We start from the raw sequence: 19011 nt of genomic DNA on the forward strand, positions 1-19011 counted from the left end.
AGTCCATAGCCTCAAGCGCATTTTGCGCAAACTATAAATGTATACTCACGGGCAGCACAGACGGGATATACAGGTATAGAATGGACAATCAGGGTATCACAAAAAATACGCAGCTATTTATGAATTCCAACAAAAACTATCCCAATAGATACAGCATCCTTCTTGGCGAAGGGAGTCTATTGTATGGCCCAAGTCCGAATGACTGTAAAATGATCGACCTATTTTATAAATTCTATGGCCTGAGTAATCTGAAAATTAAGAGTGATCTTTTTGCCGCGAACGCATTAGTAGAGAATAGAGTCGTAGATTATGCAAAAATAAGAGATTTTAAATCCGGCGGAATTCAGCTGGTGGCATACATTCGAAGCTCACCAGACCCAAGTATGAAGCCGGAAAAAGGCCGTTTAGAGTTCGGCATTATACCAAAAACGCAATATCCCCCATCGAAATAAGATCTAAACTTAAAGGGCGCAATGTCAAATATTCACATGCTGCGCGCCTGAACTCCTCTTGCTTGCGCCTGGGCGTTCTGCCTGGGCGCTTTTGTCTGCCTGGGGGGGCCAGTCGGCAGGTCCGGCAGCCGGTTGCGCGGGGTGTCCGTGCTGGGTGGGCGCGCTAGACTTTGCGGTATGACTGGTCCGCTTTCTACCGCACAGATTCGCGAGAAGTACCTGCAGTTCTTCCAGAGTAAGGGGCACCTGCACCTGCCGAGTTACAGCACGGTCGCGCCGGATCCGACGACGCTGTTCACGGTGGCGGGCATGCAGCCGTTCAAGGAGCAGTTCATGGGTGCGCCGGCCGTGTTTGATGGCGTGGCGAGTAAGCGCGTGACGACGGCGCAGAAGTGCGTGCGGGTGGGCGATATCGAGAACGTGGGGCGCACGCGGCGGCACCTGAGCCTGTTCGAGATGATGGGGAACTTCAGTTTCGGGGATTACTTCAAGCGGGACGCGATTCACTGGGCGTGGGAGTTCCTGACGGGCGCCGAGTGGATGGGCATGGACGGCAGCAAGCTGTACGTGACGATCTACGAGGATGACGATGAGGCGTTCATGTACTGGACGCAGGAGATCGGGATTGATCCGGGTCACGTGCACCGCTTCGGGGCGGATGAGAACTTCTGGCCGGCGGACGCGCCGAAGGAAGGGCCGAACGGGCCGTGCGGGCCGTGCAGCGAGATCTTCTACGACCGTGGCCCGAAGTACGGGGATGACAGCTGGGCGGATTACGCGGTGACGCGTGAGAGCGCGCGTTTCCTGGAGATCTGGAATCTGGTGTTCCCGCAGTTCGACCGGCAGGAGCCGCTGGCGGACGGGACGCCCGTGCTGCGGGACCTGCCGTTCAAGAACATCGATACCGGCATGGGGCTGGAGCGCGTGGCGAGCGTGGTGCAGGATGTGCCGGACTTCTACAGTAACGACGTGTTCCTGCCGATCGTGACGCGCGTGGCGGAACTGAGCGGGCAGCCGTACGAGGGTGAGGTGAGTGTGTCTCACCGCGTGGTGGCCGAGCATATCCGCTCGGTGAGCATGGTGATCGCGGACGGCAGCGTGCCCAGCAACACGGGGCGCGGGTACGTGGTCCGCAAGATCCTGCGCCGCGCGTGCCGTCACGCGTACCTGCTGGGCCTGCGTGAGCCGAGCCTATTCCGGCTGGTGCCGCTGGTGGCGGACGCAATGGGCGGCGCGTACCCGGAACTGCGGGAGAACCTCGCGAAGATCGAGGCGACCGTGAAGGCCGAGGAGGAGAGCTTCCTGCGGACGCTGGAGGGCGGCATTCAGCGCCTGGGTAAGCTGATGAGCGGTATGGAGAAGGGCGCGACGCTGTCCGGTAACGACGCGTTCATCCTGTACGACACCTACGGGTTCCCGGTGGACCTGACCAAGGAGATCGCCGAGGAGTACGGGATCAGCGTGGATGAGGCCGGGTACGCGGAGAGCCTGGAGAACGCGCAGAACCTTGCGCGGGCGGGCAGCAAGTACGGCAAGAGCGAGCTGTTCGGCGGGAATATGGAGGCGCTGGACGGCCTCTCCCCCACCGTGTTCGTCGGGTATGACGACCTTCAGGCCGACGGTGAGGTCGTGGCGCTGGTCGGTGCGGGCGAGCGCCTGACTCACCTGAGCGCCGGGAGCGAGGCGACGGTGGTGCTGTCGCGCACGCCGTTCTACGCCGAGGGTGGCGGCGAGGTGGGCGACACCGGGCGCATCGAGTGGGACGGGGGCAGCGCTGGCAAGGGCTGGGGCATCGTGCGCGACACCCGCAAGACGCCGCAGGGTGTGTTCCTGCACGACGTGCTGGTCGAGTCCGGCGAACTGAAGGAAGGCGTGAGCGTGCGCGCCGTCGTGTCGGGCGAGCGGCAGGCCATCCAGCGGCACCACACGGCCACGCACCTGTTGCAGTCGGCGCTGCGGGCCGTGCTGGGGAGCGGCGTGCAGCAGAAAGGCTCGCTGGTCGCCGCTGACCGTCTGCGCTTCGACTTCTCGCACGGCGCGGCACTGAGTGCCGACGAGATCGCGGCCGTGGAAACCCTGGTGAGCCGCTGGGTGAGCGCGAACTTCGCTGTCACGTGGCAGGAGATGCCGATTGCGGACGCGAAGGCGGCGGGCGCGACCGCGCTGTTCGGCGAGAAGTACGGTGAGACGGTGCGCGTGGTCCGCGTGGGCGGCAGCGTGGAGTACGCCGGGCAGACGGTCAGCTCCATGGAACTGTGCGGCGGCGCGCACGTGACCCGCACCGGCGACATCGGCGCGTTCGTGATCCTGGGTGACGAGAACGTGGCCGCCGGGGTGCGCCGCGTGGAAGCCCTAGCGGGCGAGCAGGCCACCGCGTGGGTGCGTGACCGCCTCAACGCCACGGCGAGGGCTGCCGCGCTGCTGAACACCAGCCCCGACGGCCTGGAAGCCCGCGTGACCGGCCTCCAGACGCAGCTGAAGGCGGCCGAGAAGGAAACCGTGACCGTCCGCCGTCAACTGGCCGAGGCGCAGATGGGCGGCGGCGCCGGCGGGGCCGCGCAGACCCGCGAGCTGGGCGGCTTCAAGGTCGCCGCGCTGAAACTCGCCGGCATTGAGGGCAACGAGCTGCGTGGCGCGGCCGACAAACTGCTCGACCAGAGCGGCGCGGACATGGTCGTCCTGGCGGGCGACAAGGGACTGGTCGTGAAGGCCACCAAGGAAGCCGTGACGCGCGGTGCCCACGCCGGGCAACTGATCGGCAAGCTCGCCGCGGCAGGCGGTGGCAAGGGTGGCGGCCGCCCCGACATGGCCCAGGCGGGCATCACGGACGCCGAGGCGGCGCTGGCGGCACTCGACACGGCGTTCTGACAGCAGAATTCAGAGGTATTGAGCACTCCCCTCAAGACCTCTTCATCGAGCGGAGCGAGCACCTGAGAAAGACAGCGGTTGGAAGTGGAGCCCTGGGGCGTGCCGTTGGCCCTTCAACGGAACTGGAAACCGCTGTAAACCCGTCCTTCTGAACCTGTGGTGGTGGGGGCGTCCTGAGCTGACCGGGACGCCCCCTGCCCTGTCTACTCCCGCTGAACGGCTCTGCGGACCGGGCCAGGGCGCGCTACCCTCCCCTCATGCCTCTTCTTGATGCGGTGCGCGCCCTGGCCCCCTACCTGTCGTCCTGGCTGGAGTACCAGCGGGATCTGGCGCGGGTGCCGGGCGTGCAGGTAGCGGTGCGGGTGGGTGGGGAGCTGGCGGCGTCGTTCGCGCTGGGCATGGCGAACGAGGCGACCGGCGAGGCGCTGACGCCGGGGCACCTGTTCCGCATCGCGTCTCATTCGAAGACGTTCACGGCGACGGCTGTCTTTCAGCTGGTGGAGGCCGGGATCGTGCGCCTGGACGACCCGGCGGGGCACTGGCTGCCGGAACTGGAAGGGTCGCCGGCGGCCGCCATGACGGTGCGGGAGTTGCTGGGGCACCAGTCGGGCATCAACCGGGACGGGGCGGACAGCGATTACTGGCAGCAGCTTCACGCCTTCCCGGACCGGGCGGCGCTGCTGGACCTGTGCCGCGCGCCGGAGGTGTTCATGCCGAACACGCACTTCAAGTACTCGAACATGGGGTACTCGCTGCTAGGACTGATCATCGAGGCGGCCAGCCGGGAGTCGTACGGGGACTTCGTCGCGGCGCACATCACGGGGCCGCTGGGGTTGCGGAACCTGGGGCCGGAACTCCCGGCGGCGCGCGAGGCGGAACTGGCGTCGGGGCACAGCGGGCGATTGGCGGGGAACGACGCGCGGCGGGTGCTGCCATCCAGTGATACGCGGGCGATGGCAGCCGCCACGGGCTTCTACGGCACGGCGGAGGACGTGACGGCGTACCTGTCGGCGCACGCGCCGGGCCGCCCGGAACTGCTGTTGGACCGGTCGAAACGGCTGATGCAGAGGAAGGAGTCGGAGGTCACGCGCCCGTCGCGGCGCTGGTACGGGCTGGGCTTCATCCTCGACGAGGTCGGCGGGCGGACGCTGGTGGGGCACTCGGGCGGGTTTCCGGGGCACATCACGCAGTCGTGGCTGGACCCGCACTCGGGCCTGTCGGTGTCGGTGCTGACGAACTGCCTGGGCGGCCCGGCGACCGAGTGGGCCATGAACCTCGTGCGGCTGATCGACCTGGCCGTGAAGACGCCCACGAAGGCAGAGGCGGACGCGCCGGACACCGACCTCGACAGCTTCACGGGCCGCTTTGCCACCGACTGGGGCGTGTTCGACGTGGTGAATCTGGGGGGCCGCCTCGTATCCCTGGTGCCGCAGGGCGACCCGGCCCTGAGCGTCACAGAACTGACCGTGGTGGACGCCGATACCCTGAAGCCCGCGCCGGAAGCGGGATTCGGCGCGGGGGGCGAGGCGTACCACTACCAGCGGGACGGGGTCGGTCAGGTCGAGTGGGTCCGGCAGGGCGGCGGGCGGGCGTGGCCGGTCGCGGCGTACCGGGCGCGGGTGGGCCTGCCGCCCCTCCCCTCCCTGGGCTGACCGCCGGGGGTCGCGTCAGGGTTGCCGATCCGGCCGGGCGTCCCCCACCAGCCGGATCAGGGCCACCTGCCCGGCCGCGAACCACACGCACAGCAGCGTCACGAGCACGCCCAGGGCCACGCCCAGCCCCGTCAGGCGGCGTTGCAGGGTCTGCACGCGCGCCTGCCACTCGGTCAGGCTGCGGCGCGCGTCGGTCAGGGTGGGCAGGGGCGGGCGGTCCCGCAGGTCCGTTTCCCACTGGCGGGCCAGTGTCACGCCGGCGTCCAGCGTGGCGGGCGGAATGAACACGTCCAGCAGCGGCGTGCTCTGAGCGGCCTCGGCCAGGGTGCGCAGGGTGCGGGCGGCGTCCTGCGTTTCCGGGCGGCCCAGCAGGTCCAGCGGGGCCAGGGTCGCCTGCGCGTCGGCCAGTTGCCGGTCCAGCGTTCCCAGCGACTGCGCCGCACCGTTCAGGGCTGCGCGGGCTGGGGCCAGCGCCAGGAACACACCCAGCCACGCCCCGACCGTCAGGACGGCCGCCAGCCACAGACCAGTAACGCCCAGTCGTCGCAGCGCGCGGCGTCGGCGGACCCGGCCGCCCGGCGCGGTCATGCCATGCCAGTGGGCTTCCAGCCGTCGAGGATCAGGCTGGTAAACCCCGGCGCGCCCACACCCGCCCGGAACGCGGCGTTGCGGTGATCCAGCTGGCGGCTACGGTAGACCGGGCCATCCCGCACGTCCCAGTCGGCGTGGTGGAAGGTGCCGTCCGCGTCCCACCATTCCAGGGGCTGCACGCCAAAGCCTGCCTGCGTGAACACGGGCGTCAGGGTGTCCAGCGTGTACAGCACCTGATGGTCGTGCGCGGGGCCGGGGCCGTTCACAGCGACCACCGCCTGATACGCCGGGTCCGGGTGATTCCCGTCCGGGACGGCGACGCGCAGCAGCCCGCCGGGCTTCAGGTACCGGAACACCAGCCGGGCAGCGCGCTCGCCTTCCTCCACGCTCAGGTGCTCCCAGACGTGCTCGCACAGGAAATCGTCGGCCTGTCGGTCTCCGAAGTACGCGGCAAAACTGGCAGGTTCCAGCAGGTTCAGGTCGGCCTGCTGCGTGGGCGTCCAGCCGTCCCAGCGCTGCTCTCCGGCGCCGATCATGACCCGCAGTGGCGTGGGCGTCACAGATTCAGCTCTGTGCGCTGCGCCCGCGTCATGCCCCGCACGACGAGCGCGTGGCTGCCCACGATCAGTTCGCGCAGCAGCTCATCCGGTACGCGGCCGTCCAGGGTGACGGTGATCCAGTGGCGTTTGTTCAGGTGGTAGCCGGGTGTGATCGCCGGGAACGCGGCGCGCAGTTCCTCGCCACGTTCCGGCGTGACCTTCAGCGACACCGTGACCGGGTCGCCCTGCACGTCGGTCAGGGCGTACATCTTCGCGTCCGCCCCGCCCACCTTGAACACCAGGGTGGTCATGTCGAACGGGAAGGTCTCGTGCGAGTGCGGCAGCGCAGCGCACGCCGCCCGGAGTTCCGTGATGGACTGCATGACGGCAGGATACCCGTCAGCTTTCCGTGTCCGGGTCGATCCCCTCGGCGGTGTCCAGCGCCATGTTCGCCTCGGTCATGCTGGCGTCCGCGCCGCCCATCAGCGCCTCGACCTCACGGGCGCTCAGGGCGTCCCCGGACGGTGCGGGAACGGCCGGGGCGGACGGCAGGTCCGCCGGAGCCGGCCCCTGTTCGGCAGAGCGGTGTTCCGGGGTGGGGGTCGTGTGGGGGGCCAGGGTGGGGTTCAGGCTGAGGGTGTCGTCGGGGGTCATGCCCCAGGGTGCGCCCTGAGCGTCCGGGGCGGCTGATGATTTCCTCAAGGAACCGTGATGAACTGCCGGGCGTGCGCTCCTCTGTCCCCCTGCTGCTGCTCCCGCTTCTGCTCTCGGCCGCGCCAGCACCAGTTTTGCCGGCCCCAGTGTCACCAGCCCTGCCCGGCCCCGTGCGCGTGGCGATCCTGAGCGACTTCAACGGGCCGTACGGCAGCACCAGCTACCCGCCCGCGCTGGGCCGCAGCGTGGCGCACATCGTGAACGACTGGAAACCGGACGCGGTCCTTTCGGCCGGTGACCTGATCGCCGGGCAGAAGGCGTCCCTGACGGACGCGCAGGTGCGGGCCATGTGGGCCGCGTTCGACCGGGACGTGCGCGGCCCGCTGAACCGCGCCGGGATTCCGTTCGCGTTCACGCCCGGCAACCACGACGCCTCGCTGCCCCGCGACCGCCGCGAGGCGCGCACGTACTGGCAGGCCCACCCGCCCGCACTGGCCTTCGTGGACCGCGCGGACTTCCCGTTTCGCAGCAGTTTCACGCTGGGCGGCGGGACGGTGTTCGTGGCGACCCTGGACGCCAGCGGTCCCGTCGTGAACGCCGGGCAGCGCACGTGGCTGGCCGCGCAGCTCGCCTCGGCACCCGCCCGCGCCGCCGGAATCCGGCTGGTCCTGGGGCACCTGCCGCTCGCGGGCGTCAGCGAGGGCAAGAACCGCGTGGGCGAGGTCATCCGGGACGCCGGGCCGCTGCGGCAGGTCATGCAGGCCGGGCGCGTGCTGGCGTACATCAGCGGGCATCACGCCGCGTACTACCCCGGACGGCTGGGCACCCCTGGACAGGTGGCCTCTCCCGGACAGCCGGGCGGCCTGAACGTCCTCGCCAGCGGCGGCATCGGCGGGCGCGACTACGTGGGGCACCCGGGCACGGCCCGCAGCACCCTCACCCTGCTGACCCTGCACCCCGCCACTGGCCGCGCCACCTTCCAGACCGTGGACGCAGACACCGGCCAGCCCATTCAGACAGACAGCCTACCCGCTCGGATCGTGGGCCTGGGCGGCACGATGAACCGCGTGAGCGACTTCCGGTAAGGCAGGGAGCATGAGAAAACCGCCCGCCTCCACCCGGTCAGGGCAGGGGCGGTCGGGCCTGCTTACTGTTTGGGCATCAGGTGGTACAGCTCCAGGCCGCGCGCGGTGCGGTCCTTGAAGCCTTTCCAGTAGGTGTCGTCGGCCTTGGGGGTGCCGTCGGCGTTGCGGCTGTACTTCGCGTTGTTGGAGACGGGGACCGGCACGTTCAGGTAGTCGGCGGCGCTCTGGTCGCCCTTGAGTTTCAGGTTCAGGAACGCCGTCACGAAGTGCTGGTTGATGTTGTTCAGGCGGGCGCTGTCCCAGGCGGGTTCGGCGTAGTGCATGTAATCACCGAAGGAGGCGAAGGATTCGGCGGGCGCGGGGTTCGGCGCGACGTTGTGCAGGGCGTTCTGGTACACCAGCATGTAGCGTTCGGTGTTCACGGCGTTCTCGAACAGGGGTTTGACGCCGCCCTCGTACCAGGACACGTCGTCGCGGTCGCCCACGACGAACAGGGTGGGCACCTTGAGGTTCTGCAGGCCGGCATCTTCCCAGAAGCCGTACTTGCCGCCGAAGTTCACGCCGATGCCTTTCACGGCGGCGGCTCCACCCCAGGGGGCGAGGGCCACGACGGCCTTGATGCGCGGGTCAGGCGTGTAGTTGCCGGCCTGACGCGCGGCGAAGCCGGTGCCGGGGATCAGGGGGGCCATCTGCGGGCCGTACCCGGCGCCAGCGGCGTTCAGGGCGCCGTAACCGCCCATGGAGTACCCGACGATGGCAGTCTGGTCGGCGTTCACGACGCCGCTGAGGGGCGAGCCGCTGCCCGCTGCGCCCAGGCGGGCCATCTCGCTGATCACGAAGTTATCGTCCAGCGCGCGGTTCAGCAGGGTGCTGGCGAAGGCGGCGCGGTTGCCGTGGGTGCTGTCGGTGTGGTCGATGGCGGCCACGACGTAGCCCTTGCTGGCGAGGTTCTCCGCGAGGTAGGTCATCAGGACGCGGCTGCCGGCGTACCCGTGCGAGAGGATCACGAGCGGGAAGGCTTCTCCCTTGAGGGCGGGGGCGGAGCGGTTGGCGCGGCCGCGCGTCAGGAAGGGTTTGTCGGGGGCGCTGCCCAGCACGTCGCTGTAGGTGGTCAGGCCGCTGCCGCTGCGGCCGGCGGTGGGGTACCAGACTTCGACGGTCAGGGGGCGGTCGTAGGTGGGCACGACGCCGTCCTTGGCTTTCACGATGTCCAGCTGGCCGGGGTTGACGAGGTCCAGGGTGCGCACGCCCACGGCGTACTGGCCGCGCGCGGCGAGTTCGGGTGCGTCGGGGCGCAGGTCGCCGGGAACGGTCAGGGAGGTGCTGAGCGGCGCGGGCAGGGGCGAGGTGGTCTGGGGCGCGGTGGTCTGGGCGTGCGCGGCGGGCGCGGTCAGCAGCAGGGCAAGGGACAGGAACAGATGGGATGATTTCATGATGTAGCCTCCACGTGCAGACCGGACCGCTCAGGCAGGTGCCCCGAGACGGCCCGGACCGTCAACTGGTTTGTGATTCAAAGCGCAGCATACTCTGTTCCTGATTCGTCAGGGGTCAGTCAGCGTGCCCGCCGGTTCAGGCACGTCCAGACAACAGAAAAACCCCCGCGCAGGGCGGGGGCTGTGGGCAGAAGTCAGGGCAGAAGCGGCATTCAGCTTTCGCTGTAGCTTTTCTCGATGGGCATGCCCACGGCGTTGCCCCACTCGGTCCAGCTGCCGTCGTAGTTGCGCACGTTCGGGTAGCCCAGCAGTTCGCGCAGCACGAACCAGCTGTGGCTGCTGCGCTCGGCGATGCGGCAGTACGCGATGACTTCCTTGTCAGCCGTGACGCCCTCACCCTCGTACAGGGCCTTGAGTTCGTCGGCGGACTTGAAGGTGCCGTCCTCGTTGGTGGCTTTCGCCCAGGGAATGGAGCGCGCGCCGGGAATGTGGCCGCCGCGCAGCACGCCTTCCTGCGGGTAGTTGGCCATGTGCGTGACCTTGCCGCTGAACTCGTCGGGGCTGCGCACGTCGACCAGGGCGCCCTTGCCGTCCTGCACGGCTTTCAGGTGGGCCTTGACCTCGTCGCGGTAGGCGCGGAGGCTGTCGTCGCGGGTCAGGGCGGGGTACTCGCTGGCCTGCACGGGGGTGGCGTCGGTGGTGGTCTCGCGGCCCTCGGCCATCCACTTCTGGCGGCCGCCGTTCATGAGTTTCAGGTTCTTCACGCCGCTGTAGCTCAGGAACCAGTAGGCGTAGCTGGCCCACCAGTTGCTCTTGTCGCCGTACAGGATGATCTGGTCGTCGGCCCCGATGCCCAGGCTGCCCAGCAGCGCCGTGACCTTGTCGGGCGTGATGAAGTCACGTTCGACGGGGTGCCACAGGTCGGTCTGCCAGTCGAGTTTCACGGCGCCAGGGATGTGGCCGGTGTCGTACAGCAGGATGTCCTCGTCGACCTCGATCAGGCGGACGCCGGGGGTGTTCAGGTTCTGGGCGACCCAGTCGGTGCTGACCAGTACGTCTTTTACGTATTCCATGTGTGTTGCCTCCTGTGGCTGGTGTGCGCCCGGCGGGGCCGGGGGATGAGACTTCGGGATGACCTCCGGGATTGTACTCTGAGACGCCACTAATTGACAAAAGAGGTCAACTGGACAGGGTCACCCAATCCCGCCCCCCCACCCGGCGCTACAGTACCCGCATGAGCGACAGCGCCCCCGCCCCCCTGCCCGAGAAACTCCAGAGCATCGTCACTATGTTCCGCAGCGCCCCCAAGGCCCTGCGCCTCCAGGCCCTGCTGGAATACAGCAAGAAACTGCCCGGCCTGCCCGAGAAGTACGTCGAGCACCCGGAATTCCTGCAACCCGTCCCGGAATGCACCAGCCCCTTCTTCCTGGTCACCGAGCGCGACGACGCGGGCGGCGTGAACATGTACTTCAAGGTGCCCGAGGAAGCCCCCACCGTGCGCGGCTACGCCGGCATCCTGCACGAGGCCCTCAGCGGCGCCACGGCCGACGAGATCCTCAGTGTCCCCGACCAGTTCTACATGGACATGGGCCTGACCGAACTGATCACCCCCATGCGCCTGCGCGGCATGGGCGCCATCCTGATGCGCCTGAAGAACGACGTGCGCGAACACGCCCAGGCGTAAACCAGGACCCACCCCGCAGGCCGCCCAGTGCAAACCCGGCGGCCTGACAGCGGTTTCCAGTTCCATTGAGGGGCCAACAGCATGCCCCTCAACTCCACTTCCAACCGCTGTCTTTCTCAGGTGCTCGCTCCGCTCGATTCAGAGGTATTGAGGAATCCCAATACCTCTGAATTCTGCTGTGACGGCTACCAGCCGGTGCTCCAGCAGGGCCGTTCAGTCTTCGGGCAACACGGCGTCCAGAAGGAGGACGGTCAGGCTCAGGCCCAGGCCGTAGGCGACGTGCGCGCCCAGTCGGTTGGCGTGCCCGCGCGCGGGACTGCCGGCCGGGCCGTCCTGTAATCCCAGCAGCGGCACGAAACCCTCATCGACCAGCGCCCACAGGCCCACGCCGAACGCCGCGCCCTTGACCGGGTTGCCGCGCCCGGCGAGCGCGCCGTACAGGCCGCCGCTGACGGCTCCCATGCCCCAGTGGACGGCCTCGCTGAGGGCCGCGCGGGTCTGCTTACCCGGGGCGTGCCCGGCCACACCCTCGTAGGCGAGGCGGCCCAGGGCGGCGGTGCTGCTCTCGCCGGGTTCATGCACCTGCCCGAGCGGGGCGATGGAGTGCGCGTCGGGTTTCGGTTTCTGATCCTGGCCGCCCCCGTCGCTGTCAGCCCCTCCGCTGCTGCCCTCGACGAGCGGCGCGGCGCGGGTCCAGTACTGCCCCATGGCGAGGGTGCCGGCCGCGCCGCCGACGAGGCCGATCAGGATGCTGCGGTAGGTGCTGTGACGGTGACTCATGCGGCCCACCGTACGGGGCTGGGAGCCGCACGACTCCCGCGCGGCCCCCAGAGTGAAGGTTTCCCTACCGTTGTCCCAGGGCTCCCTGAACGCGGGTCAGCCGAGCTGACTGACTTCCCGTTCCGGCAGTCCGGCGCGGTGCGCGGCCCGCAGCGCCGCGAGCGCCTGCCCACGGTGGCTGATGGCGCGTTTCTCGGCGACGGTCATCTCGGCCAGGGTGCGGGTGTCGCCGTCCGGGACGAACAGCGGGTCGTACCCGAAGCCGTTCTCGCCGCGCGGCCCTTCGAGGAGCGTGCCGGGCAGTTCGCCCCGGTACGTCTCGAGGTGCCCGTCCGGGTACGCCAGGATGATCACGGACACGAATTTCGCGCGGCGGTTCTTCTGCCCGCGCAGGCGCTCGAGCAGGAACACGTTGCGTTCCGTGTCGTTCTCGGCGTTGCCGTAGCGGGCGCTGTACACGCCGGGCTCCCCGCCGAGCGCCTCGACCTCGATGCCGCTGTCGTCGGCCAGGGCCGGCAGGTTCAGCATGTGCGCGGCGGCGCAGGCTTTCAGGGCGGCGTTCTCCTCGTAGGTCGAGCCGGTCTCCTCGGGCAGCGGCAGGCCGTCCAGGCCGCGCAGTGTCCAGCCGAGATCACCCAGCGCCTCCTCGATCTCTCGGACCTTGCCGCTGTTCCCGGTCGCCACGACCACCATCATGCCTGCCCCTGCTGCCCCGTCACTCATCACACCCGCAAGTCTAGACGATAGGGCCGCGCAGCGAGTGAAAATCCCGACAGGAACGTCAGTGAGCCTGCGCCATGGCCTGCACCACGCGGTCCTGCACGGCCCGCAGGGTGAGGATGGGCGTGTCCTCGGGGCCGTTCATCAGGACGGCGAAGGCCAGGGTGCGGCCGCTGCGGCCCGTCACGTACCCGGCCAGGGCACTCACGCCGGGCAGCGTACCGGTCTTGGCACGCACGTCGAGGTTCAGGCCGCGCATCCGCAGGGCCAGCGTGCCGCCGCGCCCGTCGTGGGCGGGTACGTTTTCGCCCGTCCCGGCCTGCGGGAGCGCCTCGATGAACGCGTTGCCCCGGCTGCGGTACAGCGCGGCGGGCAGCAGCCGCGCGGGCTGAGCGGCCCTCAGGGCGGCGGCCTGCGCGGCGGGCGTGGGGTACGGCAGGTCGTGCATGACGGTCAGCAGGGTGCCCAGCGCGCGGGGGCTCAGGCGGGAGTCGCGGCTCAGGCCGCTGCCGTCGGCGAGTTTCAGGCCGCTCAGGTCCACGCCGATCTGCCGCAGGAACGCCCGTTCGCGGGCCAGTGCGCCGCGCAGGGTGCCGTTCCCGCCGGGCGGATGCGCCAGTGTGGCCAGCAGACTCTCGGCCAGCAGGTTGTCACTGGGCCGCAAAGTGCGGGCCAGCACGGCCTGCGGCGACTCGCTGCGCACCACGGCCACGCCCTGCTCGGGCCGCCGGGCGACCGGCACGAACACCTCCGGTTCGGCGGGCTTCTCCCCCGCCCCGGCCGGAGGGGTGGGCGGCAGGTACGGGGTGAACGGCGCGGCCCGCCCCGGCGTGTCAGAGGCCACCTGCACGCCCGCCCGGCGCAGTTCGGCGGTCAGAGCCGCGCCCAGCCGCGCGTGGGCCTGCGCGGCGCCCGGCGGCGGCTCGTCACGCCAGCCCTCCAGTCGCAGACCGGTCAGGGGCACCCCGACGATCAGCGAGGCGAAACTCGCGGTGTCCAGGGTCTCGTCCAGCCGGACCTCGCCCACCTCGCGCAGCCCGCGTGCGTACGCCTGCCGCGCCAGCGAGCGCAGGCTGTACCCGCCGCCGCTCACGCTGAGGGTGGGGTCGCCGCTGCCGCGCAGGGTCACGGCCTTCACGCGCGCCTGCACGCCGCCCGCGCCCACCTGCGCGGCCGGGACGGTCAGCTGCGCCGTCCACGCGCCCCCCGCGCCGCCCACGCCGTGCAGGACCGAGGCGGCCGTGACCAGTTTGGTCGTGCTGGCCGGAATGAACGCCCCGTCCGGCTCCTGCGCTTCCAGGACCGGGCCGCCCCCCACCTCGCGCAGCAGGATGCCCACGCGCACGCCGCGCGGCAGGTCCGCCAGGGCCGCCTGCACGCCTGCACTCAGGCCCGGTTCGCGCGTCAGGTGAAAGGCGCCCGCAGAGGCCGGGAGGGGCGCCGGGGCCACGGCCGCGCCGCCGGGCAGCAGAAGCAGCGAGAGCAGCAGAAGACGGCGCATCCCCCGCAGGATAGCGGCAAGCGCCGGGACGAACGTGCGGGCAGGCCCGGCGGCGCGGCCTGAAGTCAGGGCAGGGTCACATCACGCTGTCACTTTCACGCAGCAGGATGGGCGCCTGGAACGCGGCGGGCAGCCACTGGTCCTGCGCGTGAATCGCCTGGGGCGGGCAGGAGTGCAGGCAGGCCATGCAGCCCGTGCAGGCCGTGAGGTTCAGCAGCAGGCGCACGCCGCCGTCGGGTTGCAGGTCGCGGGTGATGGCGTCGGTGGGGCACACGTTCGTGCACACGGGGCAGTCGATGCAGGTGTCGTCGATCAGCGGGGCAGGCCAGTACAGGCCCACTCCCTCGGGTGGCGCGGGTTTCAGGGTGCGGGCGCGCCACTGCCATTCCTGCGGGGTGCGGTCCTCGGGCACGCTCCAGTCCACGAACGGCAGCGGGCTTTCCGGGAGGCTCTGCGCGACCTGCTGCCCGGCCGCGCGGAACATCGCGCCAAACGCGCCGCGCCGCGAGACTTTCAGGGCGCGGCCAGCGTCTTCCGGCGTGACCGCACGGACCGTGACCGGCGCGGGGCGGCCGGTCGGGGCGCGCAGACGCTGCGTTTCTTCCAGCACACGCTCCAGGCGGGCGGGCACGTCGGGCGCGCCGACCGCGCAGGTGTCGCAGGCCCCGTGAATCAGGGTCAGCGGGGTGTTCCACGCGCCGGCCGCCGACAGCAGCGCGGGTGTCACGCGGCCCAGGCAGGGCAGACTGGGGCCGCCCGCGCCGCTCTGCGAGCAGGTCAGGCTGGCGTCCTGCGCCGGAGCGCCCGGCTGGGACTGCTGGTCTTTCACGCTCTGCAGGGCGGGCAGCAGGTTGTACTCCAGCGCGCCGGTCGGGCAGACCTGCACGCACAGGCCACAGCCGGTGCACAGGTCCGCGTCGATCTGAATGCTGGCCCCGACCATGCCGACGTTGATGGCGTCGTGCGGGCAGGTGGCGTGGCAGGCGTCACACCCGCCGACCGCCTGCCGTTCCAGCAGGCAGCGGGGCGGCGTGAACCTCGGAACGTGATTCCCGGAGTCATCCAGGCGGGCCAGAACACCTTGCAGCATGAGCGGAGTCTACGCGCCCGGCGGCCCGGAAGCCCGTGAGGCCACGCCAAGTGCGGCGCGCACGGCGCTGGCCACCTCGTGCGGGTGGGTCCAGTGCAGCTGGTGGCCGCCGCCGGGCAGGTCGAGCTGCGCCGCGTTCGGCAGCAGGGGCGTCAGGAGGTCGGCGTGCTGCGCGGGCGGCGACAGCCGGTCCTGCCGCCCCGCCAGCACCGTGACGGGCACCGTCAGCGCCGGGTAGTGGGGTTGCAGGGCCGCGAGCTCCCGGCTCAGGGTGCGGTTCTCGCCGGCCAGGGCGTGCACCTGCGCGCGGCGGCGCGAGAAGGCCAGCATCAGCGTATGCCACAGCGGCGGGACCGGGTACGGGTGGAAGGCGCGGCGGCCCTCGATGCGCGCCACGATCCGCCCGACCGGCAGCAGCAGCGCGCGGGTCAGCAGGGCCTCCAGGCCCGGCACAAGCGGCACGAACGCCAGCGGGCGGGTCAGGCCGCGCGCCGGGTGCGACAGCGGCGCAATCAGCACCAGCGCCGAGACCCGCTCGGGGTGCCGGGCGGCCAGGGCCAGCGCGACCGCCGCGCCGTACGAGTGCCCCAGCACCGTCACCTGCGGGACGTTCAGGTAGTCGAGCAGTTGCGTCAGGCGGCGCACGTTCAACTCCAGCGTGACGGGCGTGCCGGGCCGCGCGGGCGTGTACCCGTGACCGGGGCGGTCCGGGGCGATCAGGTACGCGCCGTCCAGCAGCGGCCACAGCGGGCACAGCGGCCAGTCCAGGGTGACGCCGTCGCTGCCGTGGATCAGCAGCAGGGGCGGCGCAGTCGGGGGGCCGCTCAGCAGCGTGTGGGTGGGGCCGTCCGGGAGGGGCAGGACCGGGCCGGGCGGCGGAATGCGGCGCGGCAGGCGGCGGGCGTGCCGGGACGTGACCGCCACGCCCAGCGCCAGCAGCGGCAGCGCCGCCCAGGACCAGCGGGCGCGCGTCACGGCGTGTCCCGCCGGGTGGGAACGCGCAGCGTGATGAACAGCACCCCGGCCAGCCCCACCAGTACCCACGCGACCTGCCCGGCCAGCACCGGGATGCGCGGCACGCTCAGGCCCACGGCCAGCGCGATGGAGGCGCAGGCGATCCACTTGGCGCGCAGCGGCATGCCCCGCCCGGCCCGGTAATCCGCGACCAGCGGCCCCACCACCGGGCGCGACAGCAGCCACGCCTCCCAGCGAGGGTCGCCGCGTGAGAAGGCGGCGGCCGCCAGGATGAACCACACGGTGCCGGGAAACGCCGGCAGGATCAGGCCCAGCAGCCCGAAGGCGCACAGCACGAACCCCAGCGCCACCCACAGCGACCGGAAGCGGGAGGGGGGGCGGGTCATGCCTGTCAGAGTAGCGCCTGTCCCGGCGTGCGTGCCGCCGCTCAGGCCGGATCGTGCGCGTGGGGCGGTAGGATCAGGATGCCGTCCTCGTCGGCACTGATCAGGTCGCCGGGGCGTACGGTCACCCCGGCGAAGGTGACGGGCACGTCGCGCTCGCCGGTCGTCGCCTTGCCGCTGCGGCGTGGGTGCACGGCCAGCGCGCGAATTCCGACGTTCAGGCCGCGCAGTTCGGTGGTGTCGCGCACGCAGCCGTTCACGATCACGCCCGCCCAGCCCCCCTGCTCGGCCAGTTCGCCCAGTTGCCCGCCCAGCAGCGCGCAGTTCAGGCTGCCGCCGCCGTCCACGACCAGCACGCGGCCCTCGCCGGGCGTGCCCAGCACCTCGCGCACCAGCGGGTTGTTCTCGTGAACGCGCAGCGTGACGGCCCGCCCTGTGAAGCGCGGGCGACCCCCGAACTCCTGAAAGACCGGCGCGAACACCGGCGCGTCCGGGTACAGGTCGCTCAGGTCGGTGGTGGGCAGGTCGGTCAGCGGCAGGTCCTGTTCCGGCAGGTCGTGGGTCATGCTCCAGTCAAGCAGTCGCCCGGCGCGCGGGGCCGGTACCCGACCGGGAACGCCCCTGCAACCCGCGCGGGAACGCCCCGCCCGCCGGTGGGTTCAGGTGGAGGGCGCGGCCGGGTGGGTGGGCGCGTGGTGGATGCGGCCCGCGTGCCCGCTCAGGAACGATCCGTCGTACCCGCGCCGCCACGCCATCAGTTCCGCCAGGATACTCAGCGCGACCTCCTCGGGCGCCTCGGCCCCCAGGCGCAGGCCGATGGGCGAACGCAGGCGCGAGAGTTGCGCGTCCGTGAAGGTCACGCCCTCGCCTTCCAGCGTGGCGAGCAGGTCCAGCGCGCGGCTGCGGGGGCCGAGCACGCCCACGTACTCCGCGCCGGATTCCAGCGCGTGCCGCAGACAGATCCGGTCCCGGTCCACGTGGTGGTTCATGACGATCAGGTGCGCGCGCGGCGAGGGCGTGAACGCCCCCAGGTCCTCGGGGCTCAGGTCGTGCAGGGTCGCGCCGGGGAAGCGGCCGGGCGTCAGGTACGCGCCGCGCGGGTCGATCACGTGCACGTCGTAGCCCAGCGCGTGCGCCTGCGCCGAGAGCGGCATGGCGTCGTGCCCGGCGCCGTACAGCACCAGTTGCGGCGGCGGGCTGCTCAGGTCGATGAAAACCGGCGTGCCCTCCGCGCCGTCCGCTCCCGGCAGGGTCAGGGTCGCGGCGCGCGGTTCGCGGCTACCCAGGCGTTCCAGCGCCGCCGCGACCGCCGGGGCGTGCAGGTCGGCGCTCAGCGCGCCCAGTACATCAGCACCGGGCACCTCTCCGCCGGGCATGACCAGCGCGCGGCCCTCGCCGTACAGGGGCACGATCAGCGCAGCCGCCCGCCCCGCCTCCAGCGCCGAGAGCCACGCGGCCGTGACCGGATCGTGGGCGTCCACGCGTTCCACGCGCACGTCCACGCTGCCGCCGCAGCCGATGCCCAGACCCCAGGTGGCGTCCTCGGACAGGTCATAGTGAGTGACGGTTGGCGCGCCCGTGCGGATCACGTCCAGCGCCACCTCGACCACCTCGGCCTCCAGGCAGCCGCCGGAGAGCATGCACACCTGCGCGCCGTCATCCAGGACCAGCATGCGGGTGCCCTCGCGGCGGTACGCGCTGCCGTGCACGCCCACGACGGTCGCAATGGCCGCCTGTTGCCCCCGGCCCAGGGCGTCACGCAGGGCGCCCAGCAGGGCGCGGGTCTCAGCAGCATTCATTGCCGCTCACTGTAGCGCCGCCAGGGTTGGCGCAAGGTGGCCCCTCTCCCGACTCTGGCGCGGTTGCCCCAAGGTTTCCTGGGCGGCCCCTCACGCGCCCGCACCCGCGCGTGCTTCACACTGGGAAGCATGCTGGACAACATCCTGAATACCGTCAAACGAGGGGCCGAGCGGGTGCAGCGGCGCGGCGAGGAAGTCGCGCACGCCACGCGCCTGCGCATGGAAGTCTTCCAGCTGTCGCGGGAACTGGACGCCCTGTACGCCCGCCTGGGCCGCTCGTACCACGCCGGGGCCGACGTGGAGGTCCTGAGCGGCGTGCGCGAGGACATCCGCCGCGTCGAGGAAGAAATCCGCGCCCGTGAACGCCTGATCACCGAACTCGGCGCGGACGCCGAGCCCGACATGCCCGCCCCAGGACCGGCCACCGACACCGGACTGGTCAGCGCGGCCACCCCTGGGAGCACGCCCGCGCCCCGGACCGAGCCGACCGTCCCCGCCCCCGTTCCCCACCCGACCCAGCACCCCACTCCGCACCCGACCCCGGAGGTCCGCATGACGAAAGACACCGATACCCCCATCCCCACCACGCCCGACCCGACCGTGCAGCACAGCGACGAGAAACTCCCGCTGGGCGATCAGACCGCCAGCATGGGCAACGAGGCCGCCCGCGACGACATGGCCCGCCACCAGAACACCATCGAGGAAGGCAAGGCCGCCAGCCGCAACCCCGACCCGCTGGACAAGTAAGGAAAGCAGGAGGCGGGGAGCGGTGCGCGGGAGTCAGGAACACTGACCGCGCACCGCC

At 70.6% G+C, this 19011-nt stretch carries 20 protein-coding genes; 6 read left to right on the forward strand and 14 right to left on the reverse strand.

The genetic code is table 11. From position 1 onward, the window contains the following. Window positions 1-119 precede the first annotated feature (119 nt). The 3 genes from M8445_RS02080 (at window position 120) to M8445_RS02090 (ending at window position 4972) form a co-directional block, all read left to right on the forward strand. Entirely contained in the window at window positions 120-452 is a 333-nt protein-coding gene (locus M8445_RS02080) for a hypothetical protein (RefSeq protein WP_273989311.1), read from the forward strand. A 177-nt stretch (window positions 453-629) separates the two neighbouring features. Then, on the forward strand, window positions 630-3320 hold the full coding sequence (gene alaS / locus M8445_RS02085) for an alanine--tRNA ligase (protein WP_273989312.1): 2691 nt from the start codon (window positions 630-632) through the stop codon (window positions 3318-3320). Window positions 3321-3577: 257 nt separating this feature from the next. Then, window positions 3578-4972, forward strand: a complete 1395-nt coding sequence (locus tag M8445_RS02090; RefSeq protein ID WP_273989313.1) for a serine hydrolase domain-containing protein — start codon at window positions 3578-3580, stop codon at window positions 4970-4972. A 15-nt stretch (window positions 4973-4987) separates the two neighbouring features. Here the strand turns inward: M8445_RS02090 and M8445_RS02095 are convergent, their stop codons facing one another. The 4 genes from M8445_RS02095 to M8445_RS02110 are packed head-to-tail and all read right to left on the reverse strand — an operon-like array spanning window position 4988 to window position 6756. Then, complete coding sequence (locus M8445_RS02095; RefSeq protein WP_273989314.1) at window positions 4988-5560, reverse strand: hypothetical protein; 573 nt, start codon at window positions 5558-5560, stop codon at window positions 4988-4990. After that, a complete protein-coding gene (locus M8445_RS02100; protein ID WP_273989316.1) occupies window positions 5557-6123 on the reverse strand; it encodes a class I SAM-dependent methyltransferase in 567 nt (188 codons plus the stop codon). Before M8445_RS02100 ends, M8445_RS02095 begins: the two co-directional genes overlap by 4 nt. Further along, window positions 6120-6485 (reverse strand): MmcQ/YjbR family DNA-binding protein, encoded by a 366-nt coding sequence (locus M8445_RS02105; protein ID WP_273989317.1) that lies wholly within the window; start codon window positions 6483-6485, stop codon window positions 6120-6122. The genes M8445_RS02100 and M8445_RS02105 overlap by 4 nt, the downstream gene beginning before the upstream one ends. A gap of 16 nt (window positions 6486-6501) precedes the next feature. Next, the gene (locus tag M8445_RS02110) at window positions 6502-6756 is read right to left on the reverse strand and encodes a hypothetical protein (RefSeq protein WP_273989318.1); all 255 of its coding nucleotides are present in this window, start codon (window positions 6754-6756) and stop codon (window positions 6502-6504) included. A 71-nt stretch (window positions 6757-6827) separates the two neighbouring features. Here M8445_RS02110 and M8445_RS02115 point away from each other — a divergent pair, with 71 nt between their 5' ends. Continuing rightward, complete coding sequence (locus M8445_RS02115; protein WP_273989320.1) at window positions 6828-7841, forward strand: metallophosphoesterase family protein; 1014 nt, start codon at window positions 6828-6830, stop codon at window positions 7839-7841. Window positions 7842-7903: 62 nt separating this feature from the next. On the opposite strand, the gene M8445_RS02120 is transcribed toward M8445_RS02115, so the two are convergent. Both M8445_RS02120 and M8445_RS02125 read right to left on the reverse strand, forming a co-directional pair. Next, entirely contained in the window at window positions 7904-9274 is a 1371-nt protein-coding gene (locus M8445_RS02120) for an alpha/beta hydrolase family protein (RefSeq protein WP_273989321.1), read from the reverse strand. Between the two features lie 212 nt (window positions 9275-9486). Beyond that, complete coding sequence (locus M8445_RS02125) at window positions 9487-10347, reverse strand: sulfurtransferase (RefSeq protein WP_273989322.1); 861 nt, start codon at window positions 10345-10347, stop codon at window positions 9487-9489. A gap of 161 nt (window positions 10348-10508) precedes the next feature. On the opposite strand from M8445_RS02125, the gene M8445_RS02130 reads away from it, so the two are divergent. After that, window positions 10509-10958, forward strand: a complete 450-nt coding sequence (locus M8445_RS02130) for a SufE family protein (RefSeq protein ID WP_273989323.1) — start codon at window positions 10509-10511, stop codon at window positions 10956-10958. 213 nt (window positions 10959-11171) lie between these two features. On the opposite strand, the gene M8445_RS02135 is transcribed toward M8445_RS02130, so the two are convergent. The 8 genes from M8445_RS02135 to M8445_RS02170 all read right to left on the reverse strand — a co-directional run bounded on the left by M8445_RS02135 (window position 11172) and on the right by M8445_RS02170 (window position 18206). Next, window positions 11172-11738 (reverse strand): hypothetical protein, encoded by a 567-nt coding sequence (locus tag M8445_RS02135; RefSeq protein ID WP_273989326.1) that lies wholly within the window; start codon window positions 11736-11738, stop codon window positions 11172-11174. A 96-nt stretch (window positions 11739-11834) separates the two neighbouring features. Next, on the reverse strand, window positions 11835-12434 hold the full coding sequence (gene rdgB / locus M8445_RS02140; RefSeq protein WP_380091527.1) for an RdgB/HAM1 family non-canonical purine NTP pyrophosphatase: 600 nt from the start codon (window positions 12432-12434) through the stop codon (window positions 11835-11837). Between the two features lie 85 nt (window positions 12435-12519). Continuing rightward, window positions 12520-13959, reverse strand: coding sequence for a D-alanyl-D-alanine carboxypeptidase/D-alanyl-D-alanine-endopeptidase (locus M8445_RS02145; protein WP_273989330.1), 1440 nt, complete (start codon window positions 13957-13959; stop codon window positions 12520-12522). A 76-nt stretch (window positions 13960-14035) separates the two neighbouring features. After that, a complete protein-coding gene (locus M8445_RS02150; protein ID WP_273989332.1) occupies window positions 14036-15049 on the reverse strand; it encodes a 4Fe-4S binding protein in 1014 nt (337 codons plus the stop codon). A 9-nt stretch (window positions 15050-15058) separates the two neighbouring features. Continuing rightward, a complete protein-coding gene (locus M8445_RS02155; protein WP_273989333.1) occupies window positions 15059-16024 on the reverse strand; it encodes an alpha/beta fold hydrolase in 966 nt (321 codons plus the stop codon). After that, the gene (locus M8445_RS02160) at window positions 16021-16410 is read right to left on the reverse strand and encodes a YbaN family protein (protein ID WP_273989335.1); all 390 of its coding nucleotides are present in this window, start codon (window positions 16408-16410) and stop codon (window positions 16021-16023) included. Before M8445_RS02160 ends, M8445_RS02155 begins: the two co-directional genes overlap by 4 nt. Window positions 16411-16451: 41 nt before the next feature. Continuing rightward, entirely contained in the window at window positions 16452-16973 is a 522-nt protein-coding gene (gene rraA, locus M8445_RS02165; protein WP_273989336.1) for a ribonuclease E activity regulator RraA, read from the reverse strand. A gap of 93 nt (window positions 16974-17066) precedes the next feature. Further along, on the reverse strand, window positions 17067-18206 hold the full coding sequence (locus M8445_RS02170; protein ID WP_273989337.1) for an XdhC family protein: 1140 nt from the start codon (window positions 18204-18206) through the stop codon (window positions 17067-17069). A gap of 129 nt (window positions 18207-18335) precedes the next feature. On the opposite strand from M8445_RS02170, the gene M8445_RS02175 reads away from it, so the two are divergent. Continuing rightward, window positions 18336-18953 carry a hypothetical protein gene (locus M8445_RS02175; RefSeq protein ID WP_273989338.1) on the forward strand — a complete coding sequence of 206 codons (618 nt, stop codon included), beginning with the start codon at window positions 18336-18338 and terminating at the stop codon, window positions 18951-18953. Window positions 18954-19011 lie beyond the last annotated feature (58 nt).

This window comes from Deinococcus aquaticus (assembly GCF_028622095.1).
GTDB lineage: Bacteria > Deinococcota > Deinococci > Deinococcales > Deinococcaceae > Deinococcus > Deinococcus aquaticus.